General features: G+C 42.7%; 18 protein-coding genes. 3 read left to right on the top strand and 15 right to left on the bottom strand.

Annotation, left to right across the window (positions count from 1 at the left end; translation table 11 throughout):
* Positions 1-26: 26 nt before the first annotated feature.
* The 7 genes from O3602_RS03860 to cdaA all read right to left on the bottom strand — a co-directional run bounded on the left by O3602_RS03860 (position 27) and on the right by cdaA (position 5,326).
* Positions 27-410, bottom strand: coding sequence for a RidA family protein (locus O3602_RS03860; RefSeq protein ID WP_003006514.1), 384 nt, complete (start codon positions 408-410; stop codon positions 27-29).
* 18 nt (positions 411-428) lie between these two features.
* A complete protein-coding gene (locus O3602_RS03855) occupies positions 429-632 on the bottom strand; it encodes a hypothetical protein (RefSeq protein WP_061455439.1) in 204 nt (67 codons plus the stop codon).
* A gap of 11 nt (positions 633-643) precedes the next feature.
* The gene (gene obgE / locus O3602_RS03850) at positions 644-1,957 is read right to left on the bottom strand and encodes a GTPase ObgE (protein ID WP_003011788.1); all 1,314 of its coding nucleotides are present in this window, start codon (positions 1,955-1,957) and stop codon (positions 644-646) included.
* Between the two features lie 33 nt (positions 1,958-1,990).
* Positions 1,991-2,122, bottom strand: a complete 132-nt coding sequence (locus O3602_RS03845; RefSeq protein WP_003011566.1) for a DUF4044 domain-containing protein — start codon at positions 2,120-2,122, stop codon at positions 1,991-1,993.
* A 237-nt stretch (positions 2,123-2,359) separates the two neighbouring features.
* On the bottom strand, positions 2,360-3,709 hold the full coding sequence (gene glmM, locus O3602_RS03840) for a phosphoglucosamine mutase (protein WP_003012105.1): 1,350 nt from the start codon (positions 3,707-3,709) through the stop codon (positions 2,360-2,362).
* Positions 3,710-3,731: 22 nt separating this feature from the next.
* A complete protein-coding gene (locus O3602_RS03835; protein WP_003011645.1) occupies positions 3,732-4,481 on the bottom strand; it encodes a YbbR-like domain-containing protein in 750 nt (249 codons plus the stop codon).
* Positions 4,478-5,326, bottom strand: a complete 849-nt coding sequence (gene cdaA, locus O3602_RS03830) for a diadenylate cyclase CdaA (RefSeq protein ID WP_371611174.1) — start codon at positions 5,324-5,326, stop codon at positions 4,478-4,480. Before cdaA ends, O3602_RS03835 begins: the two co-directional genes overlap by 4 nt.
* Positions 5,327-5,429: 103 nt before the next feature.
* On the opposite strand from cdaA, the gene murT reads away from it, so the two are divergent.
* Genes murT through O3602_RS03815 form a run of 3 tightly spaced genes read left to right on the top strand, consistent with a single transcriptional unit; the run spans position 5,430 to position 7,856 of the window.
* On the top strand, positions 5,430-6,773 hold the full coding sequence (gene murT / locus O3602_RS03825) for a lipid II isoglutaminyl synthase subunit MurT (protein WP_371611173.1): 1,344 nt from the start codon (positions 5,430-5,432) through the stop codon (positions 6,771-6,773).
* The gene (gene gatD / locus O3602_RS03820; RefSeq protein WP_003011819.1) at positions 6,773-7,561 is read left to right on the top strand and encodes a lipid II isoglutaminyl synthase subunit GatD; all 789 of its coding nucleotides are present in this window, start codon (positions 6,773-6,775) and stop codon (positions 7,559-7,561) included. The genes murT and gatD overlap by 1 nt, the downstream gene beginning before the upstream one ends.
* 10 nt (positions 7,562-7,571) lie before the next feature.
* Complete coding sequence (locus O3602_RS03815; protein WP_195623104.1) at positions 7,572-7,856, top strand: lipopolysaccharide assembly protein LapA domain-containing protein; 285 nt, start codon at positions 7,572-7,574, stop codon at positions 7,854-7,856.
* Positions 7,857-8,285: 429 nt separating this feature from the next.
* Here O3602_RS03815 and O3602_RS03810 read toward each other — a convergent pair whose 3' ends face one another.
* The 8 genes from O3602_RS03810 to O3602_RS03775 form a co-directional block, all read right to left on the bottom strand.
* Positions 8,286-9,266, bottom strand: a complete 981-nt coding sequence (locus tag O3602_RS03810) for a hypothetical protein (RefSeq protein WP_371611172.1) — start codon at positions 9,264-9,266, stop codon at positions 8,286-8,288.
* A gap of 15 nt (positions 9,267-9,281) precedes the next feature.
* Positions 9,282-9,830, bottom strand: coding sequence for a hypothetical protein (locus tag O3602_RS03805; protein WP_371611171.1), 549 nt, complete (start codon positions 9,828-9,830; stop codon positions 9,282-9,284).
* 100 nt (positions 9,831-9,930) lie between these two features.
* The gene (locus O3602_RS03800) at positions 9,931-11,838 is read right to left on the bottom strand and encodes an ABC-F family ATP-binding cassette domain-containing protein (protein ID WP_371611170.1); all 1,908 of its coding nucleotides are present in this window, start codon (positions 11,836-11,838) and stop codon (positions 9,931-9,933) included.
* A 102-nt stretch (positions 11,839-11,940) separates the two neighbouring features.
* Entirely contained in the window at positions 11,941-12,663 is a 723-nt protein-coding gene (locus tag O3602_RS03795; RefSeq protein ID WP_003011972.1) for a M57 family metalloprotease, read from the bottom strand.
* An 81-nt stretch (positions 12,664-12,744) separates the two neighbouring features.
* Positions 12,745-13,584, bottom strand: a complete 840-nt coding sequence (locus tag O3602_RS03790; RefSeq protein WP_003012220.1) for a DNA/RNA non-specific endonuclease — start codon at positions 13,582-13,584, stop codon at positions 12,745-12,747.
* An 83-nt stretch (positions 13,585-13,667) separates the two neighbouring features.
* Positions 13,668-13,856: a DNA-directed RNA polymerase subunit beta gene (locus O3602_RS03785; protein WP_003011983.1), complete on the bottom strand. Its 189-nt coding sequence runs from the start codon at positions 13,854-13,856 to the stop codon at positions 13,668-13,670.
* Positions 13,846-15,129, bottom strand: a complete 1,284-nt coding sequence (murA, locus tag O3602_RS03780; RefSeq protein ID WP_003011961.1) for a UDP-N-acetylglucosamine 1-carboxyvinyltransferase — start codon at positions 15,127-15,129, stop codon at positions 13,846-13,848. Before murA ends, O3602_RS03785 begins: the two co-directional genes overlap by 11 nt.
* Before the next feature lie 66 nt (positions 15,130-15,195).
* Positions 15,196-15,426 (bottom strand): DUF1146 family protein, encoded by a 231-nt coding sequence (locus O3602_RS03775; protein WP_003011760.1) that lies wholly within the window; start codon positions 15,424-15,426, stop codon positions 15,196-15,198.
* Positions 15,427-15,461: the final 35 nt, after the last annotated feature.

The raw sequence follows: 15,461 nt of genomic DNA, 5'->3' as shown, positions 1-15,461 counted from the left end.
TCTGTCTTTTTGTCTTTGAATGGTTATTAGGCCTTGATTTCCGCAATAACTTCAATTTCTACCTTCACATCACGTGGCAGGCGTGCTACTTCAACAGCAGAACGAGCTGGAAACTCTGTAGTAAAGACTGTTTTATAGACCTCATTAAAAGGTACAAAGTCATTCATATCACTTAAGAAACAAGTGGTTTTCACCACATGGTCAAAGTCTGTCCCAGCCTCTTCCAAAATAGCCCCAATATTCTTTAAGACTTGCTCTGTTTGTTCTTGGATGGTTTCGCCAATGATTTCGCCTGTTTCAGGTGACAAGGGAACTTGTCCACTTGCAAAGAGAAGATTGCCTACGATTTTCCCTTGAACATAAGGTCCGATTGCTGCGGGTGCTTTATCTGTATGAATTGTTTTTGCCATAGTGTTCTCCAAGTCTATTTACTTCTGCTGGTTTTCTTTTGCTAATTTTTCCCTTTGTAAGCGCAATTTGCGCTTAGGATTTAGAGTATTAAAGAGTTCTTCTAGTTTTTCAGCATTCCAAACATCGGCTGCTGAAACAAAATTTCCATTTTCATCTCGAAAAGATATTGGTTTATCTCCCACTGAAAAAGCCTCACTTCTTATTTGGAATCCTTGATCCACAAGGATCACACTTAATCTACAAATTCAAATTCAAATTTACCGATCCGAACGATATCGCCATCTTTTGCCCCACGCGCACGGAGAGCTTCATCAACCCCCATGCCACGCAATTGACGAGCAAATTTCATGACCGCTTCATCACGATCGAAATTCGTCATATTAAAGAGTTTTTCAAGTTTTTCACCAGACAAGACCCAAGCGGCATCGTCATCCCGACTAATGTCAAAGGCTGGCTGGTCTTCATCAAAGCCGTAGTATACTTCTTCTTGTGCCATTTCATCTTCTGAATACAAGAGGAATTCTGGCGTTTTGTCTAACAATTCTGCTGTTGCTTCTAACAAATTGTCCAAACCTTGATGCGCCAAACTAGAGATTGGGAAGATCTGTGGCAATTCATCAAACTCATCGTAATTGGCTGCCAATTTCTTCTTGAATTCTTTCAAGTTTTCTTGGCTCTCTGGCATATCCATCTTATTTGCCACGATAATTTGAGGACGTTCCATCAAACGAAGATTATAGGTTTCAAGCTCTTTATTAATTTGAACATAATCTTCATAAGGGTCCCGTCCTTCACTGGCTGACATATCAATAACATGCAAGATAACCCGGGTGCGCTCGATGTGGCGAAGGAACTGGGTTCCTAGTCCAACACCTTGGCTAGCTCCTTCGATCAATCCAGGAAGGTCTGCGACTGCAAAGGATTCACCTGATGGCGTCCGAACCATGCCCAAATTTGGAACGATGGTTGTGAAATGATAAGCTCCAATCTTTGGTTTAGCTGAAGTGATGACACTAAGAAGGGTTGATTTCCCAACAGAAGGGAAGCCAACCAAACCAACGTCTGCCAAGACCTTGAGTTCTAATTCGAGTTCGCGTTCCTGACCAGGTTCCCCATTCTCAGAAATCTCTGGAGCTGGATTCTTTGGAGTAGCAAAACGAATGTTTCCACGTCCGCCACGGCCACCGTGTGCGACAATGTACTCTTGTCCATTTTCAACTAGATCAGTGATGACCTTGCCAGTCTCAGCATCTCGGACGGTCGTTCCTTGAGGAACTCGTACATAGAGATCTTCTGCCCCACGTCCGTGCATCCCTTTGGTCATTCCTTTTTCCCCATTTTGGGCTTTGAAATGCCGGTTATAACGGAAGTCCATTAGAGTACGCAAGCCTTCGTCTACTAGGAAGATGACATTGCCACCACGTCCTCCATCACCCCCCCAAGGTCCGCCATTGGGGACATATTTTTCACGACGAAAGGCCACCATGCCATCGCCGCCATTTCCAGCCTTGACCTTTATCTTGGCTGTATCTAAAAACATACTCATAAATAGATGATTTCCTTTATTCCTGCTTGCATCTTAATAAGAAAGAGCACCAATTGCAGTTGCAAAGATTGCACCAACGGTGACAATCAACATAATCACAATGACGACCATCGTAATCATTTCAAATGGTGTTTTTTTACGTTTTCCGTTATCTCCAAAAGCCACTTCTAAATACCTCGATTACATTAAATTCATTAGTAGCCCTATTTTACCACGAATGAGAGGATTTTTCAAATCGAGCCTACACAAAAAGACCAGACATGAGTCTGATCTCTTTGTGCCAAGAGGTGTACCTTTCCATGAACAGAAGGTATTAAAGCTCGTACACTGGACTAATAGGTATGGTCCATCTATAAACCCGACTTTTGAACACAAAAAACTCACACCTAGACACATTCATTTTTAGAGTCCAATTTCTGCTTGGACAACTGCAGCAATGGTATCCACATAGTAGTCCACTTCTTCATTGGTTGGTGCTTCTGCCATCACTCGAAGGAGGGGTTCAGTTCCACTTGGACGTACCAAAATACGTCCATTTCCTGCCATTTCCGCTTCCATTTTTTCAATGATTTCACGAATAGCAGGCACTTCCATCGCCTTGTCTTTCATGCTATTTTCAACCCGGATATTGACCAGTTTTTGCGGATAAATGGTCACTTCTGCAGCCAATTCAGATAATTTCTTGCCGGTTTCTTGCATGATTTTTGTCAATTGTACACCTGTTAATTGGCCATCACCAGTTGTGTTGTAATCCATGATGACTACGTGACCAGATTGCTCACCACCAAGGTTGTAACCAGACTTGCGCATTTCTTCGACGACATAGCGGTCTCCAACAGCTGTAATTTCTTTTTGAATTCCCTTCGCATCTAATGCCTTGTGGAATCCGAGATTGGACATGACGGTCGTGACGATCGTATTTTTCTCGAGCAAGCCCTTGCTTGAAAGATACGAACCGATGATGTACATGATCTTATCGCCGTCTACGATCTCTCCATTTTCATCCACTGCAATTAAGCGATCGCTGTCTCCGTCAAAGGCAAGACCAATCGCTGCGCCAACTTCTTTTACTTTCTCTTGCAAATGTTCTGGGTGAGTAGAGCCAACCCCATCATTGATGTTCAAACCATCTGGGTTTTCACCGATGACGGTCAATTGAGCTCCCAAATCTGCAAAGATTTGACGGGCACTTGTTGAGGCTGCACCATTTGCTGTATCTAAGACTACGTGTATGCCCTCGAGTTGGACCCCTGTCGATACAAGGAATTCTTGATACTTACGCAAGCCTTCTGGATATTCCATAACCGTTCCTAAACCTTGCGCACTTGGACGTGGAAGGGTATCTTCAGCAGCATCAAGCAGAGCTTCAATTTCAAGCTCCCGATCATCATCCAATTTGAAACCATCACCACCAAAGAATTTGATGCCATTGTCCAAGGCTGGATTGTGGCTAGCAGAAATCATAACCCCAGCGCTGGCTTTTTCCGTACGAACTAGATAAGCAACACCTGGTGTTGCAATCACACCCAACTTGTAGACGCGAATTCCAACAGATAGGAGCCCTGCAATTAAGGCATGCTCCAGCATTTCACCAGAAATACGCGTATCACGCCCAACAAATACCAAAGGTGTTTCTTCTTCATGTTGGCTCAACACATAGCCACCGAAGCGACCTAATTTAAAGGCCAATTCTGGCGTTAATTCTACATTTGCTTCTCCACGGACACCGTCCGTTCCAAAATATTTACCCATTCTTTATTACCTTTTTTACTTTCTAATTACTTGAACTGGAGGAGGTCGACGACGAACTGCTTGAGCTTGACGTAGACGAACTACTCTTTGTGGTCACTTGAATCCGTGTTTCACTCGGATTCACCAGACCTGGTAGACCATCTCCTTGAGCATCTACCGGATTTAATGAAAGAGTTCCACTATAATTTCCACTGATGATCTCACTGGATGGGAAGACAGCTTCGACATGATCAATGCGACTCAAGGTTTCTTGATCGCTGGTCACTTCTACCTTGGTGGTTTCAAGAGAAATATCCGTTACTGTTATCCCATCCACAATTTGATTGTCCGGGATCGTAGCCCTGACAGCAAATGATTTTTTCGCTTTCTTCCCGATTTTTACTGAAACTTTCTGAGGCTCTACAGTTGCTGTCAAACCGGCCGGAAGATCTTCTACAATCAACGGTACTTCGACGGTACCTTCCTTGGCCTTACGAAGATCCGCTACCACGCGAAATTTTCGCGTTCCCGGTTGCATTTCGCTTGCTAGAGCGACCCGGTTTGAACCCTTTAGAAAGACCGTTACCTCTGATGTTAACCCACTGACAAAGTATGTCTTGTCATTGTACTTGGCATCAATTGGAATATTGGTCAAGGTATTGGTGTAGGTCTCTGAACTCACTTGTCTTGCGCTACTATTATTTTGAAAATTAAAGGAAGACGCATTGATAAACAAGATAAAGGACAATAAGACGGAAGAGAAAACATAAAGAAATTCTTTTTTAGATCTCATTTTGTGACCCTCCCAAATAGACGCTCTTTCCAACTAGTCGTTTTATTCTCTTCAGGAACCAAGAAGGCTCTCAATTCTGCCTCAAACTCTTTTAAGGTTAAATCGTGAAGGAAGGTTCCATTATAAGTCACAGAGATCCCACCCGTTTCTTCTGATACCACAAAGGTAAAGGCATCCGAAACTTCAGATAAACCAATGGCTGCGCGGTGACGTGTTCCAAACTCTTTTGAAATTCCAGTGTTTTCGGTCAAGGGCAGGTAGGCACAAGAAACAGCTATTTTATCATTGCGGACAATGACGGCACCATCGTGTAAAGGAGTATTAGGAATGAAGATATTAATCAGCAATTCTCCTGAAATTTCTGCATCTAGAGGAATCCCTGTGGAAATATATTCCTGAAGGGTTCTGGCTCCTTGAATGGCTACCAAGGCACCAATCTTACGTGGGCTCATATAAGCTACTGCCTTGACATAGGCCTGCACCATCTTCTCTTCCTGACTGACTTCACTCGTCGTAAAGAATTCTGTCGCTCGACCCAGACGTTCTAAACCAATCCGAATCTCAGGGGAGAAAATCACAACCAGGGCGATAACCCCATAGGTAATCACTTGATTGATCAGCCATGAAATAGTCGTGAGACCTAAGAAATTGGCTAAAAACTGCACCAAGAAAAAGATAATAACTCCACGAACCAAAATCATGATCTTGGTCCCGACGATAGCCTTGATCAAAAAATACAACAACCAAGCCACCAGGGCAATATCGATGATATTGATAATAACACTCCACCAATTTGGGAACAAACTGGTCCAAAATTGTGGATTTGAAAACTGTTGAATATTCATATTCTCATACCTACCACTTCTCTAAAAGACATCATCCTATTATAACACGTTTCAACAGATTTTTCTGTAACCTTCTCATGCTTTTTATGATAAAATATGATTTATGAAGATAAATACAACCTTGGGCCTTCTGGCAGGAAAGCTTTCCGGCTCTATTCTAGAAAAGATGGGGCGGGGATCAACCCTACCAGGTAAAGTAGCCCTCAAATTTGATAAAGATATTCTCAGTCAACTGGCAAAAAACTATGAGATTGTTGTGATTACAGGGACAAATGGAAAAACCCTGACCACTGCGCTAACAGTAGGTATTCTCCAAGAAGCTTTTGGACCTATTTTGACCAATCCAAGTGGGGCCAATATGATCTCTGGGATTACAACGACCTTCTTACGGGCCAACAAGTCGAAATCAAATCGACCGATCGCGGTACTTGAAATTGACGAGGCCAGCCTCTCTCGGATTTGTGATTACATCCAGCCCAGCCTTTTTGTGGTCACTAATATTTTCCGGGACCAGATGGACCGCTATGGAGAGATCTATACGACCTACCAAATGATTTTGGATGCCATTCACAAGGTCCCAACTGCAACAGTCTTGTTAAATGGTGATAGTCCGCTCTTTAATAGTCAAACCTTGTCCAATCCAATCCAGTATTATGGATTTGATACTGACAAATCAGAGCCACAACTAGCTCATTACAATACGGAAGGAATCCTCTGTCCGCATTGCCACAACATCCTCAAGTACAAGCTCAATACCTATGCTAATCTTGGGGATTATATCTGTGAGCACTGTGGTTTCCACCGGCCTCCTCTGACTTATGCCGTATCAGACCTCCTCTCTTTAACCCAGCGCTCTTCCCGATTCCGGATTCAAGGCCAAGACTACCACATCAATATCGGCGGTCTCTACAACATCTACAATGCCTTAGCTGCTGTTTCCGTTGCTGGATTCTTTGGAGTTCAACCTGAAGTGATTAAGCAAGGATTTGATCGCAGTCGCGCTGTCTTTGGTCGTCAGGAAACCTTTAAGATTGGGGATAAGGAATGTACCTTGGTTCTGATTAAGAATCCAGTTGGTGCGACCCAAGCCATTGAAATGATCAAACTAGCCCCTTATTCCTTTAGCTTGTCGGTCCTCCTCAATGCGAATTATGCGGATGGAATCGACACAAGCTGGATTTGGGATGCAGATTTTGAGCAAATCACCCAGATGGATATTCCAGAAATCAATGCTGGCGGGGTGCGCCACTCTGAGATTGCTCGGCGACTTCGGGTCACTGGCTATCCTGCTGATCAGATCACAGAAATGGCTGAATTAAAAGAGGTCTTCCAACGCATCCAGCAACAGGAAACTCCTCACGCATACATTTTAGCCACTTATACGGCCATGCTAGAGTTCCGTGAACTCTTGGCCCAAGAACACCTGATTGAAAAGGAGATGCACTAATGACTTATACTTCTCTAGAATCTTCTGATCAGGCACAGTATCCTTACAGCCTGCGCATTGCCCATCTCTACGGCAACTTAATGAATACCTACGGGGACAATGGGAATATCCTCATGCTCAAGTACGTTGCGGAAAAACTTGGAGCCCATGTCACAGTGGATATCGTCTCTCTCAAAGACCGGTTCGACCCAGATGCCTACGATATCGCTTTTTTCGGTGGAGGTCAAGACTACGAACAGACCATTGTATCAGAAGATCTACCAGATAAAAAAGAAGACCTCGAGCGCTTTATTGATGACGATGGTGTGATCCTTGCTATCTGTGGTGGCTTTCAGCTTCTGGGCCAGTACTACATTGAAGCTTCTGGCAAACGCATTGAAGGGCTTGGTATTATGGGCCACTATACGCTCAATCAAGTCAACAACCGCTATATCGGTGATATCAAAATTCATAACGAAGAATTTAACGAAACCTATTATGGTTTTGAAAACCACCAAGGTCGGACTTTCTTAGCGGAGGATGAAAAACCGCTGGGCAAGGTCGTCTACGGAAATGGGAACAATAAAGAAGATGGTTGCGAAGGCGTTCATTACAAAAACGTCTTTGGGAGTTACTTCCACGGTCCTATCTTGTCCCGAAATGCCAATTTGGCCTATCGCCTAGTGAGCACTGCCTTAAAAAATAAATATGGCAAAGACCTTTCCCTACCGGCTTATGAGGAGATTCTAAGCCTAGAGCAGCCGGAAGAATACGCTGATGTGAAAAGCAAGGCACCGACTGAACAATAAGGAGATAATGATGAACAAAAATAATCTACACTACATTGCTTTATTACTTTTAATTTTATTGATTGCTGGTATTTCCCTTGCAAACATGCAATCAGTCACTGTGAATTTCCTCTTGGTCCAATTTAAATTGCCCTTGATCATTCTGATCTTGCTCTGTGTCCTCTTGGGTGCATTTGTCATGACCTTGGTTAATTTTTCAAAGGGCTTCTCCCTAAAAAAAGAACTCAAGAGCACTCAAAAGCAACTGGAGGAAGAAAAGAAAGAAGTTAAAGCAGAAGAAAAAAATAACAACTAAAAAAACACCGAATGAACTACACCCCAAAAGTTATATAGATAAAATCTGACTTTTGGGGTGTTTTTTATATAGATAGAATTCCAGAATCTTCTCAACAGTTTTTTAACTCTAGATTGTAAAGAATCCTCATAATAACGAAATAGGCCTTATATATCTAATGTTTAATTGACATGATTCCATCCTAACTAGTTAGATTTTCAAATGCTTTATGTGAGGTATATTCCAAATCATAACTATTAGACACAATAATATAGCCTGTTTGCTTTATTAGCCTTAAACGGTTTTCTACATAGTCACTTATCATCAGAATCAATGACTCCTTTCTCATTTTTCTAAACCATAACATTAGATGAGAAAAAGACTCGAAGCACCATCACCTGCCTCGAGTCACTTTTTAGGATTATTTGTAGATTATCGTCCCCAATCCCTTTACCTGTAATTCATCTTCCATCCATCTTCAACAACGATTGGTGCAAGACTTCTTAAATAGGCGATGAAGGGATAGTAGGCCTCCATATTACTTTTATTAATTTCAAAAACATAAGGCCGGCGACTTGAATAAAAGATAATCTTCATCTTGTAGCGATAAAAACTTTTTCTATGGACCCTAAAAAGTTTTATTTCTTCAATGTCATCTACTGGCAGTATTTCAAAATCCATGCCATAAAAAACGAGGACGCCCTGGTGCACAAGAAGTTCCAGTTTTTTGTCACTATAGTCCGCATCTTTCACTAATTTCTCCGGTTGATCCGTATAAGCAGGAAACAATGTATTAAAGAGCATGAACTGTCTACGTATATATAAAATTCTTCTGATTGTATTGATGAAGAAAAAGAATGCCACAAGTCCCACCAATACAGGTCCCACGAGAAAATGAGCTACCCCTCTGTCGTCCATCAAATCAAGAAGATGCGTCGTATCGACAGTAGCCCCTCCTTTCGAAAGGTCGCTTTGGTTAAATCTCTCTTGAATGATGTCCTTAAATTCTTGGCTAATAATGACGATATCTGAACTTTTATTTCTCCTGCGAATTTCAGGAAGCACCTGTACATGAAGATAAAAGTCAGAAGATTCCAAAGGATTTTCTTGAGGAGCAAGTACTTCTTTTACCTCAAGTAGTTTATTTACGCTCCCTTTAATGACGACCTTCATGGCTGTGACCCCATATTCATGTTTGACTAAATAATAAGTATTATTCTTTCTTTTAATCGGGTTAGGGTCAATATCCAGCACTTTTATCGCTAATACATCCTTAGTATTCTCTGCCTTGTAGATATAGCCTTGCTGATACAATTCTTCCGTGTTCGTATTCATATGAATTGCTGGCTGTATATCAAAATAGCAAACAACCGATAAAACAACAACGACACACCAGTCAAATAGTGTCCTAACAAATATCTTTTTGTTCATCTTACTCTCCGTTGATTACCCTAGGAGTCTAAAATCCACTTTCAATCCTAAGTTATATTCTTCATTTAAATATTCCACAAGATCCTTGAGACGTAATAAATGTCTTCTAAAGAGAATCGAGTCGTATTTCTTATTTTCATATTCAAAACGCAAATGAATCTTCATGCCACCTTTTCGTCTGTTCTCTACCTCAGGAATCACTTTAACACTTAGATAGAATCCACTTGATTCTAATGGGTTTTCTTGATTAGGAAATCTGTCTTTCATTTTAAGCATTGAATAGACAGTATTAAAAGTTGTCTTCATAGCCGTAACACCATAGTCATGCTTAATTAAATAATATTGGGCCTCATCTGTTTTAACTGGAATTAGATCTATGTCCAATACTTTCACTGACAAAATATCCTCACTATCTTGCGACCTATACACCAAGCCCTGCTTATACAATTTTTGAGGAGGTTCAAGGGAATGTAGCCCTGGTATTGCCTGGAAATAGCTATAAACTAGTAACCCTATCGCCAATAACCAAATCCCTAATGATCTTCTAAATACATTTTTATTCATTTCTTCCTTCTTCCTTATTCAGGAATCCTAAAGACTGTAACCATAGAGAATTCATACTCTCAGTTGTAAAATTTCTAAAACAACTTTTCAACGAGACAATCTATTCCACCTGCTCTGACAGTTCTGCCCACTCTTCCATGACAGCTTCCTGTTGAATAGTCAGTTGGTCTAGCTCGCTTTGCAGTTGGACCAAATCCTCTGCATCATTGGTGCTATGCATGGTTTCGGTGATGGCTTGGATTTTTTGATCCAGCTCTTCCATCTCTGCTTCCAATTGCTCAATGCGACGGGTGATTTTACGGAGTTCCTTCTGGTTTTGCTTTTGCAAGTGATAATCATTGCTGGTGACTTCTTCCGTTGAAGAAGCAGGCTCAGCTTCTGCTTGCGCTGCAGCAAGGGCCTCTAACTCTGCTTTTTTCTCCAGATAATAATCATAGTCTCCCAGATAAAGGGTCGAGCCCTCTTCTGAGAGTTCTAAGACTTGGGTCGCTACCCGATTGATAAAGTAGCGGTCGTGGCTGACAAAGAGCAGGGTCCCATCAAAATCAATCAAGGCATTTTCTAGTACTTCCTTGCTATCGATGTCCAAGTGGTTGGTCGGCTCATCGAGAATCAAGAAATTGTTGTTTTCCAAGGACAGCTTGGCCAAGAGTAGACGCGCCCGCTCTCCACCTGACAGCATGCCGACGGTTTTCTTGACATCATCCCCAGAGAAAAGAAAGGCTCCCAGGCGATTGCGAATTTCCACTTCTGGCGTCAGTTTAAAGTCATTCCAGAGCTCATCCAAGACACTGTTGTGAGGCGTTAGTTTACTTTGGGTCTGGTCATAGTAGCCCACCTCGACATTGGCCCCAAAACGAGCTTCACCCTTGATAAAAGGAATCTGCCCGACGATGGACTTGATAAGAGTAGATTTCCCGATCCCATTTGGTCCTACAATAGCGACCGCATTCATCTTGCGGATATCCAAATTAATTGGCTCTGAAAGGATTTGATCGTCATAGCCGACGGCTGCCTCTTCTACAGTCAAGACGACATTTCCCGATGTCTTATCAGAATGGAAGGTCATATGGGCGGACTTGGTCCCAGCTTCCGGTTTGTCTAGGCGCTCCATTTTTTCCAACTGCTTGCGCCGAGACTGGGCTCTCTTGGTAGTCGAAGCCCGCACCAAATTACGATTAACAAAGTCTTCGAGAGCAGCTATTTCTTTTTGTTGCTTCTCGTAGTTCTTGGCTTCGGTCAACAATTTTTGCTCTTTTTGCTCGACAAAGCTAGAGTAATTGCCGACATAGCGGTCCAAAGAATGCTTGGTCAAATCCAAAGTAATGGTTGCGACCTTATCTAGGAAATAGCGGTCGTGACTGACAATGAGAAGGGCCCCACTATAATTGACCAGGTAGTTTTCCAACCAGGCAATGGTCTCAATATCCAAGTGGTTGGTCGGCTCGTCCAGTACCAAGAGATTTGGTTTTTCCAAGAGCATCTTGGCCAGAGCTAGACGAGTATTTTGCCCACCAGACAGCTCTTCAATCTTCATCTGCCACATGGACTCATCGAACTTAAAGCCGTTAAGAATAGCACGGATATCTGCTTCATAGGTGAAGCCACCAGCCTGACGGAATTCTTCCGATAGACGGTCATAGTCCTGCATGAGTTTTTCTAAGTCAGCTCCAGTTTTTTCCCCCATCTCCAGCTCCATCTGCCGCAAGGTTTTCTCAGTCTTTCTGAGATCGTCAAAGACATGGAGCATCTCATCGTAAATGGTATTGGACGACTCAAAACGGCTATCTTGAGCGAGATAAGAGAGGGAAAGGTCCCGTTTTTTATTGATTTCTCCAGAAGTTGGCTCTTCTTCTCCCACCAAGATTTTTAAGAGCGTAGACTTGCCGGCTCCGTTCTTTCCGACCAGGGCAATCCGGTCCCGTTCATCCACCTGCAGGCTGATATTATCAAAAAGAACCTCCCCTGCAAAAGAGCGTTCAATTTTGTTAGCTTGTAAAATAATCATGTCCCTATTTTACTATCTTTTTTCAGATTAAACAAGGAAAGACGAGCCATCAAAAAATCCTGAGCCCCTTGAGGCTCAGAACTTTCGAAAGTATTTTAAAACTTATTCTTCCTTGTATAATTGTCGGACTGCTTCCACATCTGTATCCTGAATACTGTAGAAGGAACCAGCCGGTTGCATGACCGATTCTCCATCAGTGTGGTCCAGCCCAATGGCATGGCCTAGCTCATGCTCAGCTGTATTGACAATCCGATCATAACTATAGTTATAGACATAATTTAAAAGATAATAGCGATTGAGACGCACTGTGATGTGGGTGAAGCGGTTGGTTAAGAGGTTGGTCTGAGAAGCAGTCTCTCCTGCAGCAGAAACCGATGCGTTATCCATTTCCGTCAAGACCACATTAGCCTCTTTTTCATTTGTAACCAACTTGAAGGTAAAGGCGCCTGTTTGATTCCAAGCCTCAATAGCATCCCGATAAGCTTTTACAAAAGTTTGACTGATATTGGGATCCAGGTAGACCGTGGCTTCCGCTTTTTCCCAGCGAGCACCGCTATGCTCATGATTGTCTGTCTGCGTGGTCTGTGAGCTAGGTGCCATCCCAAAGCGCGATGCAAAACCCTGATCTCCAAATAAATTGCCGACTTGATAGACAACCTTTTGGGCAGCTCGTCCAAACCCATCCATACCAGAACTAGGAGAATCTGTGAAATAGATGATCCCCACTAAAACGAGAAAACTGATGGCAATGGTCCAGAAAAATCCCCAAAAAAGACTCCAAGCCATGCGAAGGATTCCTTTGAAAAATCGAAAGATGGTTCTCATACATTCTCCTTTCTCTTAAAGAAGGTATGCAATTGTAACACCCCATTCTTAAAAATAACTTAAATAGCCATGCTTTCCAGCTTATTGATGGACGGTTACTTTGCCTGTCTGGTAATCCAGGCTAATCCCACTTTGAACATTAGGAACAAAAACATTGAATTCAAGCGTCCCGTCACTCGATTTGGCTTCAATCTGAGAACCTAATGGAATCAAATCTTCTGGCTGATTGTAGATCAAGGTCACCCGATAGCGGATCCGCTTGTTCTTATCCAGTGCTTTTCGAACCAGGGTCTCGTAGTAGTTTTGGCCAGTGGAATGAGGATCATTGGCTTGATTGGACCACGATGTCTGAACGGCGATATTTTTGGGATTGCTAGTCGAAGCATCGAAACCTTTGAGATTGCCGATCAAGGCGTAGCCCAATAAATGGCCCCGATCCACAGCATGGTCATACTCACCGGACAGATTGTGGACCTGATGCCAACCTGCTGGTTTCCAATCGGTTAGGCCACTACCTGTTGCATCTCGATCTCTGTACTGGCGAGTCGCCTTGGTCATAATAGCGTTCGCAACCGTCGGCACGGTCTTTCCATTGACTTCTTTTGTCTTGTTATCCGCATAGGGTTGACTAGCCACACTGGCATCCAGATCTGTGCGATTCCCCTTAACTACAAAGGCTCCAGCGCCATTCCATTCCAAGTCATTCCCCAATTGCGAACGGGCAGATTTCGTTAGTACCGAGCTGGCTAACTCTTTACTAGGTGTTTCTTGTTGGCTACTAGTCACCACCGAAACAACCTGATCTGTCGTTTCTTTTACCGTCGGTTGATTAAAATAATAGCCCCCGATAGCTAGGGCCGTTGCCACCACAAAACCTGCTAGGGTTTGTTTGGTTCGTTTCGTGAATACTTGTTTTGTCATATATCTCTCCAAAAAAGAGCAGCGCTAGATGGGTCACTGACTCGATTCGCTGCTCTCCTTTTTACTCAATTTTAGTTAAAAGCTTATTTGCCTGTTAGTTTTCCAATAATATCTGACCAAGTGTCAGGAGAGAGAATGGACAATGGATTCTTTCCATCTCCAATCACTCCATAGCCAATGACCAAACCAATTGCAAAAATAATGATTCCGATCACAGCCAAAAGAAGGACAATTCCTAGCTGTTTACCTACATAGCGAAGATTAGTTTTCATCGTCTGCTTCCTCTACACGTTTCACATCTGCACCTAGCGCCACCAATTTCTCATGGAATTGATAATAACCACGGTCTAAGTGACTTAATTTGCTGACTTTCGTCTCTCCTTCTGCTACCAAGCCCATCAAGACCAGGGTTGCACTCGCACGTAAATCGGTCGACATGACCTCTGCACCTTGGAAGTTTTCTCCTCCAACGATACGAGCTGTATCCCGCATAATATCTGAGTGAACGCCCATCCGACGCATTTCTTCCAAATGCTGGAAGCGATTCTCAAAAACCGTTTCAATCATGGTAGACTCACCTTTAGCCATGGCCATCAAGGCTGTAAATTGAGCCTGCATATCGGTTGGAAATCCTGGATAGGGAAGAGTTTTAACGGTCACTGGACGAAGTTTACTGATATCCGATTGAATCCGAATTCCATTTTCTTCTTCGGTTACCGTCACACCCATCTCCTGCATCTTAGAAAGCAGGGGACGGTTGTGTTCCCAAATGGCATCTTCAACCAAGACATCTCCACCAGTCATAGCTGCTCCAATCATAAAGGTTCCAGCTTCGATACGGTCTTGCACAACATTGTGGTCTGCCCCATGCAAGCTCTCCACACCGACGATAGTTAAGGTCTCAGTTCCTGCCCCCTTGACATTAGCTCCCATTTTATTAAGCAAGAGTGCTAGGTCAACAATTTCAGGTTCCCGCGCAGCATTTTCAATCACAGTGACTCCATCTGCCAAGGTTGCGGCCATCATAATATTTTGCGTCGCCCCTACTGATGGGAAATCCATATAGATATGTGCTCCCTTGAGGCGATCTGCTTTCGCTTCAATATAACCGGCTGTTTGTGTAATTTCAGCCCCCATGGCTTCCAGACCTTTGAGATGGAGGTCAATTGGACGACTACCGATCGTACAGCCTCCAGGCATGGAAACTTTGGCATGCCCATTGCGTGCCAAGACAGGACCCAAGACAACGATAGAGGCCCGCATCTTGCTCACATATTTATAAGGAGCCTCCTCTGATAATTCATCTTGTGCATCAATAACAATTGTATTTTCTTCCTCATTAAAAGTCACTTGTGCATTCAAACCACGTACAACATTGTTCATTGTGAAAACATCTGATAATACAGGTACGTTTTTCAAGATTGTCACGCCCTCGCTTGCTAGGACTGTTGCAGCAAGAAGAGGAAGAACAGCATTTTTTGCACCTTCGATTTTAACAGTTCCAACCAGTCGATTATGACCACCATTAATGATTATTTTTTCCATACAAGATCGATCTCCAATTTCTTAAAGTCACGCCTTCTATCATACCATATTTTTTATAAAATGTGGTTAGAAATTTCCAATAAATAGCTGCCGACTCATCTCATAGACACTGATAAAAAATGAGCTAGCTAGAAACCCGATTCCAACACTGATCATCAGGATCAAAAAACGGATTTTAACAGCATTTTCAGCACTTATTTTTAAAAACTTTTCCCATCGAACCAAGTTCAATAAAAGGTAATAGGCAAAAAAGATAAACAATAGATGGCTTGAAAGGTTAAAAATCATTTGAATCATACAGCTATTATACCATATTTGGTCCTTACTTTCTT

It is taken from the genome of Streptococcus sp. 27098_8_186 (assembly GCF_041432055.1).
Taxonomy (GTDB): domain Bacteria; phylum Bacillota; class Bacilli; order Lactobacillales; family Streptococcaceae; genus Streptococcus; species Streptococcus dentalis.
The sequence above is the reverse complement of the archived record's forward strand: the minus strand, read 5'-3'. Positions and strand labels throughout refer to the sequence as shown.

Bases quoted from the DNA above. Each gene is read 5' to 3' on its own strand.
- cdaA (WP_371611174.1), bottom strand. From the start codon at position 5,326: ATGAATATTCAACAGTTTTCAAATCCACAATTTTGGACCAGTTTGTTC.
- murA (WP_003011961.1), bottom strand. From the start codon at position 15,129: ATGGAAAAAATAATCATTAATGGTGGTCATAATCGACTGGTTGGAACT.
- O3602_RS03775 (WP_003011760.1), bottom strand. From the start codon at position 15,426: ATGATTCAAATGATTTTTAACCTTTCAAGCCATCTATTGTTTATCTTT.
- O3602_RS03860 (WP_003006514.1), bottom strand. From the start codon at position 410: ATGGCAAAAACAATTCATACAGATAAAGCACCCGCAGCAATCGGACCT.
- gatD (WP_003011819.1), top strand. From the start codon at position 6,773: ATGACTTATACTTCTCTAGAATCTTCTGATCAGGCACAGTATCCTTAC.
- murT (WP_371611173.1), top strand. From the start codon at position 5,430: ATGAAGATAAATACAACCTTGGGCCTTCTGGCAGGAAAGCTTTCCGGC.
- obgE (WP_003011788.1), bottom strand. From the start codon at position 1,957: ATGAGTATGTTTTTAGATACAGCCAAGATAAAGGTCAAGGCTGGAAAT.
- O3602_RS03795 (WP_003011972.1), bottom strand. From the start codon at position 12,663: ATGAGAACCATCTTTCGATTTTTCAAAGGAATCCTTCGCATGGCTTGG.
- O3602_RS03805 (WP_371611171.1), bottom strand. From the start codon at position 9,830: ATGAATAAAAATGTATTTAGAAGATCATTAGGGATTTGGTTATTGGCG.
- O3602_RS03800 (WP_371611170.1), bottom strand. From the start codon at position 11,838: ATGATTATTTTACAAGCTAACAAAATTGAACGCTCTTTTGCAGGGGAG.
- glmM (WP_003012105.1), bottom strand. From the start codon at position 3,709: ATGGGTAAATATTTTGGAACGGACGGTGTCCGTGGAGAAGCAAATGTA.
- O3602_RS03835 (WP_003011645.1), bottom strand. From the start codon at position 4,481: ATGAGATCTAAAAAAGAATTTCTTTATGTTTTCTCTTCCGTCTTATTG.
- O3602_RS03790 (WP_003012220.1), bottom strand. From the start codon at position 13,584: ATGACAAAACAAGTATTCACGAAACGAACCAAACAAACCCTAGCAGGT.
- O3602_RS03810 (WP_371611172.1), bottom strand. From the start codon at position 9,266: ATGAACAAAAAGATATTTGTTAGGACACTATTTGACTGGTGTGTCGTT.
- O3602_RS03785 (WP_003011983.1), bottom strand. From the start codon at position 13,856: ATGAAAACTAATCTTCGCTATGTAGGTAAACAGCTAGGAATTGTCCTT.
- O3602_RS03815 (WP_195623104.1), top strand. From the start codon at position 7,572: ATGAACAAAAATAATCTACACTACATTGCTTTATTACTTTTAATTTTA.